Origin of the sequence: Pseudomonas sp. FDAARGOS_380, from assembly GCF_002591235.1 — a bacterium.
GTDB classification, from domain to species: Bacteria; Pseudomonadota; Gammaproteobacteria; order Pseudomonadales; family Pseudomonadaceae; genus Aquipseudomonas; species Aquipseudomonas salmasensis.
This window is the reverse complement of record NZ_CP023969.1, coordinates 1,523,113-1,540,169: the sequence shown is the minus strand read 5'-3', so window position 1 is coordinate 1,540,169 and position 17,057 is coordinate 1,523,113. Positions and strand designations below refer to the sequence as shown.

Sequence of the window (17,057 nt, the reverse complement as noted above, 5' to 3'; positions counted from 1 at the left end):
GGAGCCGCTTATGAGTCTGTTCAAGTCCTTGCCCCTGGCGATGTTGGTGGCCGGCAGTACCAGTTGGTCGCCGGCCCAGGCCGCTGAAACCCCCGCGCCTGCTGGCAAGGGCGAAAGCGCCAGCGGTCAACTGGAAACCGTCACGGTGACTGCCCGGCGGCGTACCGAAAGTGCCCAGGCCGTGCCGACGCCCATGAGCGTGGTCGGCGGCCAGGCCCTGGAAACCCAGCGGGTGTATCGCATCCAGGATTTGCAGCAACTGGTGCCCAGCGTCAACGTCGCCTATATGCATGCGCGCCAGTCCAGCGTGTCGATCCGTGGCCTGGGCAACAACCCGGCCAGCGATGGCCTGGAAGGCAGCGTGGGGCTGTATATCGACAACGTCTACCTCGGGCGTCCGGGCATGGCGGTGTTCGATCTGATGGACATCGAGCAGCTTGAGGTTTTGCGCGGTCCCCAGGGCACGTTGTTCGGCAAGAACACCACTGCCGGCGTGATCAATATCAGCACCCGTGCGCCGAGTTTTACCCCGGAGCGCAGTATCGAAACCTCCCTGGGCGAGGACGGTTATTTCCAGACCAAGGGCACGATTTCCGGCCCCCTGACCGATGAGCTGGCGGGGCGCTTCTCGGCCTATCGCACGCGCAGCGACGGCGACATCAAGAACGAACACGACGGCCATGATTTGAACGGCGGCTCCCGCCAGGGCTTTCGTGGGCAACTGCTGTACAAGCCCAGCGATGCCTTCAACCTGCGTTGGATCGGCGACTACAACGAAGAAGACTCCAGCGCCGGCACCCGCGTGCTGTACAGCACCGGGCCGACCATCAACGGTACCAACCTGTATCAATCCCGGGCCAACGCGGCGGGCGCAACCTTGGTGGACGGCACCCATCGCAAGGTCAACCTGGACAACGACCAGCACGTCACGGTGTTCCAGGGCGGTACGTCGCTGGAAGCCAACTGGACGCTGCCCAGCGACTTCACCCTGACCTCCGTGAGTTCGTACCGCTGGTGGAATTTCACCCCGCGCAACGATGACGGCCTCAACGTACCGGCGTCGTATAACGCCGGAGTTTCGGTGGAAGATAAGCAGTGGTCCCAGGAATTCCGCCTGGCGTCGCCCAGCGGTGGCTTCTTCGATTACGTGCTCGGCGCCTACTACTTCGGCTCCGACCTGGATAACAAATCCTTTGCCTACTACGGGCCCAAGGCCGATATCTGGAACGGTACGCCTGCCGGTGCGTTGAGCAATGTGAGCAGTGTGGGCAACGGGCATATCCGCACCGACAGCTTTGCGCTGTTCGCCCAAGGCACCTGGCACCTGACCGAGCGCCTGGATTTCACCGCCGGTGTGCGCGGCACCTACGAAGAAAAAAGCGCCTGGGTCACGCGCAATGCGCCCGTCGGTGGCGCGGCGGTCAGCGGGGCCGCCGCCATGGCGCGGCGTGGGCGTACCGGAGCCTATGACTCGGGCGACCTGTCGCAATACAGCGCCACGCCGTCGGGGCTGCTCAACCTCAGTTATCACTTCAACGAAAACCTGCTGGGCTACGCGACGCTGTCCCATGGCGAGAAGTCCGGCGGTGTGAACCTGGCGGTGGGGTCTGCGCCGACAGCCGGGGCCGACTCGCTGCTGATCGGCACCGAGCGCGCCAACAACGCCGAGCTGGGCTTCAAGAGCACCTTGTGGGACCGCCGCCTGCAGCTCAATGCCAACCTGTTCTGGACCCAGGTCAACGGCTACCAGACCAACGCCTACGACCAGGACAACCGCGTGCAGTACCTGACCAACGCCGGCTCGGTGCGCTCGCGCGGCGTGGAAGTGGAAAGCACCCTGGTGCCGATCAAGGGCCTGACCCTGAACATCAACGGCTCCTTCAATGACGTGACGTACCTGTCTTACAAGGATGCGCCGTGCCCGCCGGAAACCAGCCTGCGCCCTGGGGCGCCGGCGTCCTGCGACTTGAGCGGCCATCAGGTGGTGGGCGCCTCCAAGTGGATCGCCAATGCCAACGGCGAGTACAAGTGGAACCTGGCGAACGGCTTCGAACCCTACGTCACCGCCAGCTACGCGTTCCGTTCCAAGGCGGTGGGCACGGTGGAAGATTCCGACTACGGGCAGATCCCGGCGTATGCGGTGGTCAACCTGTCCACCGGTTTGCGCGGCGACTATGACCAGGGGCAGTGGGATGTGTCGCTATGGCTGAAAAACGCCTTCGACAAAACCTACTACACCACCCTGTGGACCGGTGGTAACGGCGGTTACGAGGGCCTGCTGGGCACGCCGCGCACCCTAGGCGTGACTGGGCGCTACGACTTCTAGGTCGGTGCGATAGGTGGCCGGGCTGAATACCCGCGTCACCAGCAGCATCGCCACCACCGTCACCGTCAGCACCACCCAGGCGCTGACAAAGTGGCCGGTAAGCTCGCGCAGCCAGCCGGTCAGCCATGGCGAAATCGCATTGATCAAAAAGCCCACGCCTTGCACGAACGCCGCCAGTTGCCCGGCTTGGCGAGGGTCGCGATGGTGGTCGAGGGTCAGCAGCAGGCTCAGGGCGAAACAGGCGCCCAGGCCGAAGCCGCACAAGGCCACCCACAGGTGAGGATATTCCTGCGGCGCAATGATCAGGCCCAGGTAACCGATGGTTTGCGCCAGCAGGCTGATACTGAGCAATGGGCGACGGTCGATACCGCGTTGCGCCAGCACTGGCATCAGCAGGGCGGCAGTCACCTGAAAAATCGTCATGAACGCCAGCAATGAACCGCTGGGCAGCACGCCCCAACCCAGTTGCTGATAGTAGGCGGGCAGCCACGCCACCATGCTCATGTAGCCGCAATTCACCAGGCCGAAATACAGCGCCAGCAGCCAGGCGCGGCGGTTGCGTAACCCTTTGAACGCAGATGCCCGCTGTGGATTTCGAGCCGCGCCCAGCGGCAGCCAGGCCCACAGCAGCAGTGCCCCCAGCGCCGGCAGGAGCCACACACCCAATCCCGCCTGCCATTGCTGAAAGTACGTGGCCACCACCGGGCTGAGCAGCGCCGCCAGCCCACCGCCGGCCATCAGTGAGGCCGAGTACACCCCCATCGCCACCGGCACACGGTGATGGAATTCGCGCTTGATCATCGCCGGCACCAACGCCTGGATCAGCGCCACGCCTGCGCCGCCGAGCAGCGCAGTGACCAGCAGCGCCGAAGCCTGGCCCATCAACCAGCGCGCCAGGCACGCCAGCAGAATCATCAACAAGCCCAGGGCGATGCCGCGCCGCTCGCCCAAGCGAGCCTCCACGCGCACGCCCACCAGTGCCACCAACCCCATGCAGATCACCGGCAGGCTGGTGAGCAAGGCACTGCTTTGGAAGCTCAAGCCGGTGGCCTGGCGAATCTCACCGAGCAAGGGGCTGATGGAGCTGAGGATGGGGCGCAGGTTCAGGCCAAGCACCACCAGCAGGCCCCAGCCGGCAAGTCGTCCGGCGAGTGTCGTGTTCAGCGTCATGGTAGGCAGGGTCCGCGTGGGCAAAGGGGGGATGAGTATGGCGAGGCGCCAAGGTATGCTGAAATTAAATATAACCATGCCAACCAGTGGCAAACGCAATGGTGATGAGTGTGTTCGATCCCGTGTTGTTGCGCAGCTTTGTCGCCGTGGTGGACTGCGGCAATTTCACCCGCGCCGCCGAGCGCCTGCATTTGACCCAGTCTACCGTCAGCCAGCAGATCCGCCGTCTGGAAGACGCGGTGACGTGCCAGTTGCTCGATCGCGACCAGCGCCGTGTGGTGCCCACCACTGAGGGTGAACGTCTGCTCGCCTATGCCCGGCGCATTCTGGCGCTGCATGAAGAAGCCGCCGATGTGCTGATCAACCAGCAAAGCGACGGCGTGTTGCGCCTCGGCGTGCCGGAGGACTTTGCTGCCGAGCGCCTGATGCCGCTGCTTTCGGCGTTCGTCGTGGCTTATCCACGGGTTCGACTGGAAGTCACCAGCGGGCTGGGCCCCGAATTGCAGCGTCAGTATCGGGGCGGTGAGTTTGACGTGTTGTTGGTCAAGCAGATGGGCGACAGCGACGACTGTGTAGCGTCGTGGCCCGAGCCCTTGTATTGGGTCGACAGCCTCAGCACGCCGGCGCTGGGTCGTGACCCGCTGCCGCTGGTGGCCTTTCCGGTAGGCGGCCTGTATCGCAACGACATGCTCCACCATCTGGAACGAGCCGGTTGGCGTTGGCGCATTGGCTATTGCAGCGCCAGCCTGGCCAGTGTGTGTTCGGCGGTGGCGGCAGGCTTGGGCATCAGTTTATTGCCTGAGCGGGTGTTGCAACCGGGCCATCGCATACTCGGCCCGGAAAGTGGCTTGCCGCCGGTACACGGCGTGCGACTGGCCTTGTATGGCCGCAGTGGCCTCGGCGCGGCGGGGCAGACATTGCTGAGCGAATTGCTCGCGTTATGCGCTGGAAACCCGCACTGACCGATACCTTTGCCGAATATTTTGCATGCCTTGAAAGCATCGAAAAATAGCCGCTGGGCGCCAGGCCACGACGGACGCGGGCTGGCGCCGGGTGGCCGTCATGATTATTCAATTTTGATCTATGTATAACTTTAAAGATTACTTTAAGAGATAAGTGTCTGGCCCCGATGATTCAGCCCTAGACGGCGCTGCTTACAGGCCCGTCGGTTTTCAGAACCGCAGGGAGTGAATCAATGGGCAATGTCCAGACCGCCGTCAGTGCACACGAGGCGCAGTGGCGCCAGGCACCGAGTGGTGAGTTGGTCGACCTTGGCCGGCCGCACCGCGCGCCGTTGGGGCAATTGCGTCTGCAAAAGACTCCGAAGCGTTTCTCCAGCCGCCGCGAAGGCATCCTGCTGGGGCTGTTGGTGTTGGCCTTGCATGGCGCGGTGATCTATTGGGTGAGTCAGAAGCCCACGCCGGTGCTGCCGATTGTGCCGCCGGAAATTCCACCGATGACCATCGAGTTTTCCCAGCCGGCACCGCCGCTGGTTGAGCCGCCACCGCCAGCACCGCCGCCTGTTGTCGAGCCACCACCACCACCGCCGGTGGTGGATGAGTTGGCCGCCAAGCCGGCGCCACCCAAACCGGTTCTCAAACCCAAGCCCGCGCCTAAACCTGCGCCCAAGCCTGTACCCAAAGCGGTCGAGCCGCCGCCAGTGCCAACACCACCGACGCCAGCACCCGCCGCTGCGCCAGTGCCCGTGGCGCCCGCCCCGGTGACACCCGCGTCAGCCAACGCCGCGTACCTGAAGAACCCGGCGCCGGAGTACCCGTCACTGGCTCAGCGTCGCGGTTGGGAAGGCACGGTGTTGCTGCGGGTGCAGGTGCTGGCCAGCGGTAAGCCGGGTGAGATCCAGGTGCAAAAAAGCAGCGGTCGCCAGCAGTTGGATGACGCGGCATTGGCGGCGGTGAAACGCTGGAGTTTCGTGCCGGCCAAGCAGGGCGATGTGGCCCAGAACGGCTGGGTCAGCGTGCCCATCGATTTCAAGATTCATTAATTATTCAGCGGCGCAGAAGGAAAACATCATGGCATTGGCATCTCCACTTGAATCCATCGAAAGCGCGGTGATCTGGCTGCTGGTGGCCTTTTCGGTCGCGACCTGGGGCCTGGCCTTGCTCAAGGGCGTGCAGTTTGGTCGCCTCAAGGCTCAGGATCGCAAGTTTCACAAACAGTTCTGGGCGGCATCGAGCCTCGATGCCGCCGCAGAACTTGCCGAAACCCAGCCCGGCGCCGCTGCGCGTGTGGCCCAGGCCGGTTACGCGGCGATCCAGGTGGGAGACGCCACCCATGTTGCGGACTTGAGCCAGGCAATCAACCATCAAGACCGCCTCGAACGCGCCCTGCGCCAGCAGATCGTGCGTGAGCGTCGCTCTCTGGAAACCGGCCTGGCCGTAGTCGCCAGTATCGGCAGCACCTCGCCGTTTATCGGCCTGTTCGGCACCGTGTGGGGCATTATGGAGGCGCTGAAGGGGATCAGCGCCGCCGGGTCCGCCAGCCTGGAAACCGTGGCAGGCCCGATCGGGGCGGCGTTGGTCGCGACCGGCGTGGGGATCGCCGTCGCGGTGCCTGCGGTGCTGGTCTACAACTACTTCCTGCGTCGCCTGAAGCTGACGGCGGCAGACCTGGATGACTTTGCCCACGACTTCTACAGCCTGGCGCAGAAAAACGCGTTCCGCGTGCTGCTGCATCCGACGTTGGCCAAGGCCAGCGCCGGCAGCCCGCAGAAAGTAAAGGAGGCGTCCTGAATGGCCTTCTCTACGCAAGACAGTGATGAGGTGCTGAGCGAGATCAACGTCACGCCGCTGGTGGACGTGATGCTGGTGCTGCTGGTGGTGTTTATCGTCACCGCGCCGCTGTTGACCAACTCCATCCCGATCAACCTGCCCAAGACCCAGGCCGTGGCGCCGGTTGAGCAGAAAGACCCGCTGGTGGTGAGCATCGACGGCGCAGGCAAAGTGTTTATCAACAAGGACGCCATCGAGCCGGACCTGCTGGAATTCAACCTGCAGGCGGCCAAGGCCAAGGACCCCGATGTGCGGGTGCAACTGCAGGCTGACGACGGGGTGAATTACGGCGAAGTGGCGCGCGCCATGGCCTCGATCGAGCGCGCAGGGATTACCAAGTTGTCGGTGATCACCGCGCGTTAGTTTCAAAAGAATTCGACAGTTTTTGGGCCGCTTTCCTTGGCAGGGTGCGGCCTTTTTTTATTTAAGGGCTACGTATTTACAGATGTTGCATAGGTAAAGAATTTACATGTTTTCGAGCGTGCAATTTTCGGGAGCATGCTTATGCTGGTCGGCGCATGGAGTGATTTAATTAATGGAGTAATACATGTCTATACGGTTTCCTGTTCAAGTGGTGAGCACGTTCGTTAATCCGCCTGTAGAGGTTGAAAAACCTGAAGAAAAGCCTCCCGTAATGGCATCTTCAAACTATCGAGCGCCGGGTCTCAAACATCCATCGGCCTGTATCTTGCCCTCGCTGGCTGATTATCAGAGGAAGAATAGTGTATTGCAGAGTGCTCAAGCAAAGCCTGTGCCAGGCGGCGTCAGTTCGGTATTGAAGAAAAATGCGGATTTGGAAACTTATATCAGCAAGCATTCCTCCGACTTTGTAACGCCAGAAAAAGAAATTTCCAGCATTTTAACTGAAAAGATAAAGCAGCAATGGGGCGTGGATGTTGACCCTGATAAGACCTATTTGGTGACATTTAAAAGTGACAGTGAAGATGAAAAGGAAGTAGTGGAAAAAATCACCCTGACACAAGCGGCATTGAAAAACAGGCAAGATGTAACGATTGAAGATAATGAAAACTGGTTTGTAAAAATTGGCAAATACTTTTCGCCAGTGGTGTATGTGTACAACAAGATCGACGGCTGGGTGCAGGAAGCAAATAGTCGCCAAGGTATTTATCGGGAACCGAGTGCGCCGGGCGATGCGCCGTATAATGCCGACACTCGCGTGTCCATACCGGTAGATGGCTTCAAGTCATTAGTCTGGGATACAGACCGGACCAACATGTATAAGAAAACCCTTGATGGGTTTTGGGACAAGCACACCGACTCTTATGCGGCATTGAGTAAAATCTCCTTTGTCAAAGCCATCAATCTGCAACGCCTGGAAGGGACCCTTGGCCCTGCCGAGACCGCACTCGCCCAGCGTGCGTTGGGGCCTGTGGCGCAAAAGGATTGGTCCGAGCTGACGGTCCAGGACTTTAAAGAGGCTGCCGTGAAGGACCCGGACCCGGACCTGGACATCGGCTTGCTGAGCATCAATGGGTTTGAGTCGACCGACCTGATGTGCGTGACCGACCGGAAAACCCAGCTGACATTGCTTTACATCCCAGGCAACTCCTCGCCAATACATCGTTTCGATAACCCGCAACAAATAAGCAATTGGCTGGCTAAGCAAGCCAGTGATCCGGCAAAGCGCGAATCCTTGTTGTCGCACTTTTCGCTGGAGGACCAGGCCGAAAGGATTTTTTCAGACGGTGTACGTCAAACCTTGGTAGGGATGGGCACCTGGTCTGATCATCAGGCGGCCGGGAGGTCTATCCTTGGCACGCTCAATGGCTGGGTGCCGGAGCGCTACGTTTCGGTTGAGCCGATAAGCAACGATCCTTTTGAGGCCATCAAGGTTCGACAAAAGGCGCGGTCGTATTCGGATGCGCAAAATGCGATTGTCAGTGACGGTGACTACAACAAGAACAAAGCCCTGCAGCTTGTTGAAGAAGCCACGAAGGTCGCCATGTTCATGACGCCGCTGGCATTGGTGATGCCGGAGGTAGCGATAGCGCTGGATGTTTTCTTCCTGGCTGCCGGCGCCACCCAGGCAGGTATCGGCATTGACGATGCCGTCAAAGGTAAAGCGACAGCCTCTGACCGTATCGTTTTTGGGGTGTTGAACGCGGTACCGCCGTTGGCCACACACGCAGCGGCGCCGCTTGCGAAAGTGACCGGGCGGATGGCCGGCGGTGGCCTGGCAACAGAGGTAGATGCCGCCGCCCAGGCGCCCGCTCAAGTGAATGAACAAGGCCGCCCGTTCTTCAACCCGCCACGGCATGTGAACGGGCATATTGGGTACCCGCTGAGTCCCGTTTCGACACCGGCGATCCTTGATGAACTCACGCTTCCCATGGACGGTGTCCATCAAATGTTCTCTAAAGACTACATGGTTTTTGTGGGCCAATACGGCACGAAAGTCACGTATGACATACAGGCAGGCCTTTGGCGCGGGCTTAGAGAAAATGGTCAAGTCAATGACCTGTTTTATTGGCGTGACGGTCGAGGAAACTGGCAAGTTGGTTCAAAGGCCAAAGCGCTGGCAGGCAGCAAAGACTCCCCGGCTTCAATGATAAACAAGACCTTCAAGATACCGCGGCTGCCTTCGCTACCGTCCGGCGCGACAGAAGTGCCCAAGGTGATCCACTACTTCTGGGCCGGTAATGAAATGCCAGAGCACTTGCTCGAAAATATCATGGAAAACTCCAGAAAAAGTCCTGGTTATAAATCAATCGTTCATGTGGATGCCAATGATGCAGAGGCGTTCCAGAAAATAAAGGCGGGGCTTGATCACAAAGTCGGTGGGCTTGAAGTGCATAACTTGAAGGAAGATGAAGCCTTTCAAGAGCTGAATGCTGGAAAGTATGGGGAGATGTATCAGTATTTTCGTTCAGGGCAAGGGCAGAATTTATCTGCGTCATCGGACGTGATGCGCGTGGCCTTGATGAAGAAATACGGTGGCATTTACTTGGATACGGACGATACATTGGAATTTAACGTGGGAGAGGTCACGCTGAAAGCCACGCCCAATGATATTCTGTTGAACTCGCCAGTGACTTATGCAGCCACAGACTTTGAAGGGTTTAATACCAGCAACTTCGCAAGTCATCCGGGCAATCCGTTATTTGATAAGATTTTAGAAGAGTCATATCAGCGGTATAAAGCCAACGAATCTTGGTTTGCCAATCATCGACCTTTCCTTAAGGAGAGGGCGACCGCCGCAGAACAGCAGGCTTATAAGGCGTATGAAACGAAGATATTCGAGGTCACCGGGCCGAGAATGTTTGGTGATGTATTGGAGCAAGAAGAATATGGGATTTTTCCGATCATTAATGAGCTTACAGAACTCATGAATGCGCGTCTTTTATTACCTGAGGATTATGCAAAAAACTATATGAAAGTTCACGATTTTTATATGCCAATGAGTAATAAATTTGGCGTCACCATCGGCGCAGAGCACTCCATGCATCATTCGCGTTGAGTCGGCAAAGCGTGGCGAGCCACTAGCAGTGGCTTGCGTGAATCCACCTGCTGACAGTCTGCGCTGCCGCTATCGCCCCTGGCACCTTGGTGAAGAGGGGCGATGGTTGAGCATTGACAGATTTCGGAAAATATAAATTCCATATGGTTATTAATAAATTCCTTTTTATTCCTTATTTGGTTGTTGAGCGGCCCCTATACTGGTCAGCAACGTTAAACGCTGCAGGAGGGCACACCCATGCACAGCGAGTCGATTCGTTATCTGATCGTGCCGGGCTGGCAAGGATCGCCAGAAGATCATTGGCAAACCCATTGGCAGAACAGCTTGCCCAACAGCGCGCGGGTGGAGCAAGCCGATTGGCTGACGCCCCGTCGTGAGGACTGGGTCGCCGCGCTGGCTGAGGCCATCGCTGCCGATAGTACACCGGTCATCCTGATCGCCCACAGCCTGGGTTGCATCACCGTGGCCCACTGGGCCGCTACCGCTCCCGTGCAGGTCTTGCGGCAGGTGCGCGGCGCATTGCTGGTAGCCCCTGCGGATGTCGAGCGCCCGGCGTGTGCGCCCGCCCTGCGTAACTTCGCACCGATTCCCACCGATTTGTTGCCATTCCCCAGCCAGGTGGTCAGCTCCGACAACGACAGTGCCGTGAGCGCCCCCAGGGCTCTGGAACTGGCGCGCCAGTGGGGCGCCGAAGCCGGCATCCTCTCGGGTGCCGGGCATATCAATGTGAAGTCCGGCCACCGGCGCTGGGAGCAAGGTTTTGCCTACCTCTATCGCCTGCAACATCGCCTCGAGCATCACGCCCGGCGCAGCGCCTAATATTTTTTCAACGCCCCGTCCCTGAGTGGATTGGGGCGGGAGCCTGCCATGAGTCTGCATGAAACATACGGCCAGCCGCTGCTGACCTTTCCTGATGCCGAAAAAAGCCCGTTGAGCATCCGCGCCAAGGCGCTGGTGTTCGTCGACCCACGCTCACGCCAACTGCGTGAAGAGTTGGAAAGCCTGGCGCCGCGCGCTTTACCCGTCTTGATTCGCGGTGAAACCGGCAGCGGTAAAGAATTGCTGGCGCGGCACATCCATCGTGGCAGTGACCGCACTGGCCTGTTTGTCTCGGTCAACTGTGGCGCCATCAGCCCCACCTATGCCGATGCCGAGTTGTTCGGCTATGCCGCGGGTAGCCACAGTGGCGCGGCGAGCAGCCGGGCGGGCTGGTTCGGCTCGGCCAATGGCGGCACCTTGTACCTGGATGAGATTGGCGACTTGCCGCTGCCGATCCAGGTGAAGTTGCTCGCGGCCCTGGAAAACCACGAAGTCACCCGTGTCGGTGCCCATCAGCCCAGCCCGGTGGATGTGCGCCTGGTGGCTGCCACCAGCATCGACCTGGCGCAGGCCGTGGCCGTCGGTAAGTTTCACGAGCGTCTGTTTCATTACTTGAGCGAAGGCCGGTTGGACCTGCCAGCGCTGCGCGAGCGGGTGGGGGATATCTTGTCCCTGGCCGAATATTTCCTCGGCATCTACAGCCAGCGCCTGGACCTCCCTGTGCCACTGATCAGCGACGCCGCCCAGCAGGTGCTGGAACGCCACACTTGGCCGGGCAATACCCGTGAACTGGAAAACGTCATTCACTTTGCCTTGCTGGTCAGCAGTGGCGATGAAATCTTGCCCGAGCATTTGAACTTGCCGGTGGCGGGTTCACCGCTGGAGCAAGTGCGACGAATTTTTGCCAGCGCCAGCCCAGCCGAGCAGGAATCGGTGCGTAAATTCCTGTATGAGCAAAATGGAATATCAACGTGAATAAAAGATATTGTTCGGGAATAAAAAATCTAGGTATTGTCCTTCCCACGCCGCGATAGCACTTCGCTGGCACCTCACATAAAAACGGTCGTTAGAAGGACATTGCATGAAAAAGGTTCTGTTGTTTACCGCTCTGGCGGCTGCCCTGACTGCCGGCTTCGCCCAGGCCAATGAGAAACTGGTGGTGGCCGCTACGCCTATCCCGCACGCCGAAATTCTCGAGCTGATCAAGCCGACCCTGGCCAAGGAAGGTGTGGACCTGCAGATCAAAGTCTTTACCGACTACGTACAGCCGAACGTGCAAGTTGCTGAGAAACGTCTGGACGCCAACTATTTCCAGACCCTGCCGTACCTGGAAAACTTCAACAAGGGTAAAGGTACCAACCTGGTTACCGTGGTGGGCGTGCACGTTGAACCCTTCGGCGGCTACTCGAAAAAGATCAAGAAAATCGAAGATCTGAAAGACGGCGCCACCGTGGCGATTCCGAACGAAGGCTCCAACAGCGGCCGCGCCTTGTTGCTGCTGCAAAAGGCCGGCGTGATCACCCTTAAAGACCCGACCAACGCCTTGGCTACGCCGAAAGACATCGCCAGCAACCCGAAGAACCTGAAGTTCAAAGAGCTGGAGTCGGCCCTGTTGCCACGGGTGCTGGACCAGGTTGACCTCGACCTGATCAACACCAACTACGCCCTGGAAGCTGGCCTGAACCCGGCCAAGGACGCGTTGATCATCGAAGACGCCAAGTCGCCGTACGTAAACTTCCTGGTAGCCCGCCCGGACAACAAGGACAGCGATGCTATCCAGAAGTTGGCCAAGGCCCTGACCAGCCCGGAAGTCAAAGCTTTCATCGATAAGAAGTACAACGGCGCGGTGGTGCCAGCGTTCTGATGTAAGCCAAAACCCTCTTCAAGGTTTCAACGCCGACGGCTACTACAGCGTCGGCGTTTTTTTGCTCGTTCCCACGCTCCGCGTGGGAACGTCTCCTGTGACGCTCTGCGTCACGACTTTAGAGCAGACGCAGAGCGTCCTGGGCTGCATTCCCACGCAGAGCGTGGGAACGATCGAAGGCAAGCCAGCTCCCGCAGAGGTTAGGTTTTCGAGTGATATAAATATGCTATTTCGGTATTTAAACTTTGGTTTTTATACCTTTAAAGTTCGCGCTAGCTGACGTTATCCACGTCGGCACGGACTGCGCTCGCGGCATTACCCATGCGGCGATATGGACTGCACATGACCTTCGATTTCGCTTTTATCCTCAGCACCCTGCCGGCGTTTCTCAAGGCTGTGGGTGTGACGCTGCAAGTCGGCCTGATCGCCATTGCCACGTCCTTGCTGGTGGCGCTGATCAACGCTGCGCTGCTGGTGTTTCGCACGCCGTACCTGTCGCGCCTGGTGTCGCTGTATGTGGAACTGGCGCGTAACACGCCGCTGTTGATCCAACTGTTCTTCGTCTACTTTGCGCTGCCGGCCCTGGGTTTCAATATTTCCGGGTTCTGGGCGGCGATTATCACCATGACCTTTCTGGGCGGCGCCTACCTCACCGAGGTGCTGCGCGCCGGTGTGGAAGCGGTGCCGCTGGCGCAGATTGAGTCGGGCAAGTCCATTGGCCTGTCCGATTGGCAACTGCTGCGCCATGTGATTCTGCCCCAGGCCGGCATCCTCAGCCTGCCGGCGCTGTTCGCCAATTTCATTTTTCTGCTCAAGGAAACCACCGTGGTGTCGGCGGTGGCGGTGCCGGAGATTCTCTACACCACCAAGAGCTACATCGCTCTCTACTACAAGACCTACGAAATGCTCGCCGTGCTGACGCTGATTTGCGTGCTGTTGTTCCTGCCGTTGTCGCTGTTGCTCAGCCGCCTGGAAAGGAGGCTCCAGCATGGCCAGTTCGGGTCTTGAGTTGCTCTGGGTGTCGTTGCCGCAACTGGGCAAGGGCGCTGCGCAAACCCTGTCGATTTCGTTTTTGAGCATCGCCTTCAGTACGGTGGGCGGCGTGCTCTACGGCGTGCTGCGCACCTTGAATAACAAGGCGCTCAACGGCGTGCTGCGGGTTTACCTGGAACTGTTCCGCGCCATTCCGGTGCTGGTGTGGTTGTACCTGCTGTTTTTTGGCCTGCCGATTTTCTTCGGCCTGAGCATTCCGAGTTTCTGGTGTGCGGTGCTGGTGCTGTCGTTATGGGGCGCCAGCGAGGTGGGCGAAGTGGTGCGTGGCGCGTTGCATTCGCTGCCCCGTGGCCAGCGCGAAGCGGGCCTGTCGATTGGCCTGTCCGGCCCACAGTTGTACGGCTATGTACTGCTGCCCCAGGCCCTCAAGCGCATGACGCCGCCGACCATCAACGTGTACACGCGCATCATCAAGACCAGCTCCCTGGCGGTGCTGATCGGCGTGGTGGATGTGATCAAGGTCGGCCAGCAAATCATCGAGCGTACCTACGAGTCGGTATTGATTTATGGCGCGCTGTTCCTGTTTTTCTTCTTTATCTGCTACCCGTTGTCAGCCGCCTCCAAGGTGCTGGAACGGCGCTGGGCCCAAGCATGAGCGCATTGATCGAGTTTCAGGGTTTCAACAAATTCTTCGGCGAGACGCAGGTGCTCAAGGGCATCGACCTGATCGTGCAAAGCGGCGAGGTAGTGGTGATCCTCGGCCCCAGCGGTTGTGGCAAAAGCACTTTGCTGCGTTGTTTAAACGGGTTGGAAGTGGCACACAGCGGCAGTCTGCGGTTTGCAGGCCTTGAGCTGTTGGATAAAACCACCGACTGGCGCCAGGTACGCCAGGACATCGGCATGGTGTTCCAGAGCTACCATCTGTTTCCGCACATGAGCGTGCTCGACAACATCCTGCTCGGCCCGCTGAAAGTGCAAAAGCGCGACCCCCGGGAGGCCCGTGAGCAGGCGGAAAAACTGCTGGAGCGCGTGGGCCTGGCCGACAAGCGCGACGCCTTCCCCCGCCAGCTCTCCGGCGGCCAGCAACAACGCATCGCCATCGTCCGTTCGTTGTGCATGAACCCCCAGGTCATGCTGTTTGACGAAGTCACCGCGGCCCTCGACCCGGAGATGGTCAAGGAAGTGCTGGAAGTGATCCAGGGCCTGGCCCGCGATGGCATGACCTTGCTGATCGTTACCCACGAAATGGCCTTCGCCCGCGCCGTCGCCGACCGCGTGGTGTTCATGGAGGCCGGTCGCATCCTCGAACACAACACCCCCGAGGCATTCTTTACGAACCCGCAGACCGCACGCGCGCAGCAGTTCCTGGAGAAGTTCTCCTTTGTTTCAACACTGCCCAAAAAGATCAAGGAACTGGAGCTGATATGAAAAAGTTACTGCTGCCACTGTTTGCCGTCGCCTTGCTGGCCGGCTGCGATAAAAAGGCCGAAGAGCCGGTAAAACCCGCGGCTGTGAGCTACATCGACAAAATCAAAGCGCGGGACAAGCTGATTGTCGGTGTGTTTACCGACAAGCCGCCATTCGGTTTTGTGGACGAAGCCGGTCGTTATGTCGGCTTCGATACCGACATTGGCCGGCAATTCGCCAAGGACCTGCTGGGCGACGAAAACAAGGTGGAATTTGTCGCCGTGGAACCGGCCAGCCGCATTCCCTTCCTGCAAAGCGACAAGGTGGACCTGATCCTCGCCAACATGACCGTGACGCCTGAACGCAAGGAAGCGGTGGACTTCACCAATCCCAACCTGAAAGTCGCGGTGCAGGCCTTGGTGCCGAATGACAGCGCCGTCAAAAGCCTGGACGACCTGGCAACCCGCACGACCATCGTCACCACCGGCACCACGGCGGATATCTGGCTGACCAAGAACCACCCGGACTGGAAGCTGCTCAAGTTCGAGAAGAACTCCGAGTCGCTGCAGGCGCTGTCGGCTGGCCGTGGGGATGCGTATGCGCAGGATAATCTGGTGTTGTTCAGCTGGGCCAAGCAGAACCCTGGCTACCGCGTGCTGGAAGAGAAGCTGGGGGATGAAGCGCCGATTGCCCCGGCGGTGAAGAAGGGCAATACCGAGCTGCGTGACTGGGTGAATGCGGAGTTGGCGAAGTTGGGTGAGGAGAAGTTTCTGCTCAAGCTTTATGACCAATATGTGCGCAAAGAGCTGAGCGACGACACCAAGCCTGAGAGTGTGATTGTTGAAGGCGGTAAGTGGCAGGGCTGATTGATCACCCCGTCCTTGTAGGAGCGAGCTTGCTCGCGAAGAACGCACAGGCAACGCGGGCTACCAGATAGCGCTGCGTTATCGTTGACGTTTTTCGCGAGCAAGCTCGCTCCTACTCCGGCCAATGCCAGGCCGGCGCATCCAGCATCCCTTGCCCCACAATCCGCGTTTCCCCCATCACCTTCTCCAACACAATCGAATTACACCCCTCATCCTGCTGCAACGCCGCAATCAACCGGCTGGCATGGCTCACCACCCACACCTGGCACTGCTTCGAGGCCTGGATAATCAAGCGCGCCAGTGCCGGCAACAAGTCCGGGTGCAGGCTGGTCTCAGGTTCGTTCAGCACCATCATGGTCGGTGGCCGGGGCGTCAGCAGCGCGGCGATCAGCAGCAGGTAGCGCAGGGTGCCGTCCGACAGTTCCGCCGCCGACAACGGGCGCAGCAAGCCTTCCTGATAGAACTCGATGGCAAAGCGTCCGCCCTGCAACGGTTCGATATGCAACCGTGCGCCGGGGAAGGCATCACTGACCGCGTGCTGCAACGCCTCGACATCGCCCACTTCGCGAATCGTCTGTAACGCGGCCGCCAAATCCCGACCGTCGTGATGCAGCACCGGCGTGCGCGTGCCTAATTGCGGCTGGCGTACCGGCGCATCCACATCGCTGCGAAAGTGATCATAGAAGCGCCAGCCACGGATGCTTTCGCGCAGCAGCAATACTTCCGGCGAACCGCGCAGGCTGCCGACCTGATCGAACAGGCTGTGATAGTTGGGCGTGTGCTGGGCCAGTACGTCCCAGGCGCGGCCATCACGGGCGCGTACCATCGGCCCCGAACGCTGAACCAGCAGGCTGGCCGGGCGGTAGAGGGGGCCGGCCCAGATACATTCTTTTTTAATCTCCGGGTCCAGTTTGAACTCGCTGCCGGGAACCGGGATGGGCATGCCCAGGGAGATGGCGTAGCTGAAGTCCTCCCCGGCAAAGCCCAGGCGCAAGCGTTTGACGCCTTGGGCGACCACGGCCTCCACCGGTACTTCGCCATTGCGCATGCGCCGGCTGATGGTTTCCGGCCCGGCCCAGAAGGTCGAATCCAGCCCGCCTTCACGGGCCAACGCATTGATCACCCCGCCCTGGGCGGTTTCGGCCAGCAAGCGCAGGGCGCGATACAGGTTGGACTTGCCGCTGCCATTGGGCCCGGTCACCAGGTTCAGCCGGTCCAGGGGCACCACCAATTTGTTGATCGAGCGGTAATTGGCCACCGCCAGGGTTTTAAGCATATGTATTTAGTCAGCATGGGAACCATTGGAGTATGGGATCCTCCATGCAGATAAGGAACCCTGATCTAA

The 17,057-nt window shown here is 59.5% G+C and carries 15 protein-coding genes; 13 read left to right on the top strand and 2 right to left on the bottom strand.

Features of this window, described 5'->3' with window-relative positions:
• Positions 1-40: 40 nt before the first annotated feature.
• A complete protein-coding gene (locus tag CRN80_RS07325) occupies positions 41-2,326 on the top strand; it encodes a TonB-dependent receptor (RefSeq protein WP_371861812.1) in 2,286 nt (761 codons plus the stop codon).
• On the opposite strand, the gene CRN80_RS07320 is transcribed toward CRN80_RS07325, so the two are convergent.
• Entirely contained in the window at positions 2,297-3,496 is a 1,200-nt protein-coding gene (locus tag CRN80_RS07320; protein WP_098949854.1) for a CynX/NimT family MFS transporter, read from the bottom strand. The genes CRN80_RS07325 and CRN80_RS07320 overlap by 30 nt on opposite strands.
• A 110-nt stretch (positions 3,497-3,606) precedes the next feature.
• Between CRN80_RS07320 and CRN80_RS07315 the strand changes: the two genes are divergently transcribed.
• The 12 genes from CRN80_RS07315 to CRN80_RS07260 all read left to right on the top strand — a co-directional run bounded on the left by CRN80_RS07315 (position 3,607) and on the right by CRN80_RS07260 (position 15,712).
• Positions 3,607-4,458, top strand: coding sequence for a LysR family transcriptional regulator (locus tag CRN80_RS07315; protein ID WP_032897659.1), 852 nt, complete (start codon positions 3,607-3,609; stop codon positions 4,456-4,458).
• Between the two features lie 233 nt (positions 4,459-4,691).
• Positions 4,692-5,498 carry an energy transducer TonB gene (locus CRN80_RS07310; RefSeq protein ID WP_098949853.1) on the top strand — a complete coding sequence of 269 codons (807 nt, stop codon included), beginning with the start codon at positions 4,692-4,694 and terminating at the stop codon, positions 5,496-5,498.
• Positions 5,499-5,523: 25 nt separating this feature from the next.
• Positions 5,524-6,246, top strand: coding sequence for a MotA/TolQ/ExbB proton channel family protein (locus CRN80_RS07305; protein WP_098952578.1), 723 nt, complete (start codon positions 5,524-5,526; stop codon positions 6,244-6,246).
• The gene (locus tag CRN80_RS07300) at positions 6,247-6,648 is read left to right on the top strand and encodes a biopolymer transporter ExbD (protein WP_032894164.1); all 402 of its coding nucleotides are present in this window, start codon (positions 6,247-6,249) and stop codon (positions 6,646-6,648) included.
• A gap of 184 nt (positions 6,649-6,832) precedes the next feature.
• On the top strand, positions 6,833-9,763 hold the full coding sequence (locus CRN80_RS07295) for a glycosyltransferase family 32 protein (protein WP_098949852.1): 2,931 nt from the start codon (positions 6,833-6,835) through the stop codon (positions 9,761-9,763).
• A 237-nt stretch (positions 9,764-10,000) separates the two neighbouring features.
• Positions 10,001-10,582: an alpha/beta hydrolase gene (locus tag CRN80_RS07290; RefSeq protein WP_032894163.1), complete on the top strand. Its 582-nt coding sequence runs from the start codon at positions 10,001-10,003 to the stop codon at positions 10,580-10,582.
• A gap of 48 nt (positions 10,583-10,630) precedes the next feature.
• Complete coding sequence (locus CRN80_RS07285) at positions 10,631-11,557, top strand: sigma 54-interacting transcriptional regulator (RefSeq protein ID WP_098949851.1); 927 nt, start codon at positions 10,631-10,633, stop codon at positions 11,555-11,557.
• 106 nt (positions 11,558-11,663) lie between these two features.
• A complete protein-coding gene (locus CRN80_RS07280) occupies positions 11,664-12,446 on the top strand; it encodes a MetQ/NlpA family ABC transporter substrate-binding protein (RefSeq protein WP_098949850.1) in 783 nt (260 codons plus the stop codon).
• Positions 12,447-12,788: 342 nt separating this feature from the next.
• Positions 12,789-13,454, top strand: a complete 666-nt coding sequence (locus CRN80_RS07275; RefSeq protein WP_032894158.1) for an amino acid ABC transporter permease — start codon at positions 12,789-12,791, stop codon at positions 13,452-13,454.
• Complete coding sequence (locus CRN80_RS07270) at positions 13,435-14,094, top strand: amino acid ABC transporter permease (RefSeq protein ID WP_032894156.1); 660 nt, start codon at positions 13,435-13,437, stop codon at positions 14,092-14,094. Before CRN80_RS07275 ends, CRN80_RS07270 begins: the two co-directional genes overlap by 20 nt.
• Positions 14,091-14,867: an amino acid ABC transporter ATP-binding protein gene (locus CRN80_RS07265; RefSeq protein WP_032894155.1), complete on the top strand. Its 777-nt coding sequence runs from the start codon at positions 14,091-14,093 to the stop codon at positions 14,865-14,867. Before CRN80_RS07270 ends, CRN80_RS07265 begins: the two co-directional genes overlap by 4 nt.
• Positions 14,864-15,712: a transporter substrate-binding domain-containing protein gene (locus CRN80_RS07260; RefSeq protein ID WP_003187618.1), complete on the top strand. Its 849-nt coding sequence runs from the start codon at positions 14,864-14,866 to the stop codon at positions 15,710-15,712. Before CRN80_RS07265 ends, CRN80_RS07260 begins: the two co-directional genes overlap by 4 nt.
• A 112-nt stretch (positions 15,713-15,824) precedes the next feature.
• On the opposite strand, the gene CRN80_RS07255 is transcribed toward CRN80_RS07260, so the two are convergent.
• Entirely contained in the window at positions 15,825-16,988 is a 1,164-nt protein-coding gene (locus CRN80_RS07255) for an AAA family ATPase (protein ID WP_098949849.1), read from the bottom strand.
• Positions 16,989-17,057 lie beyond the last annotated feature (69 nt).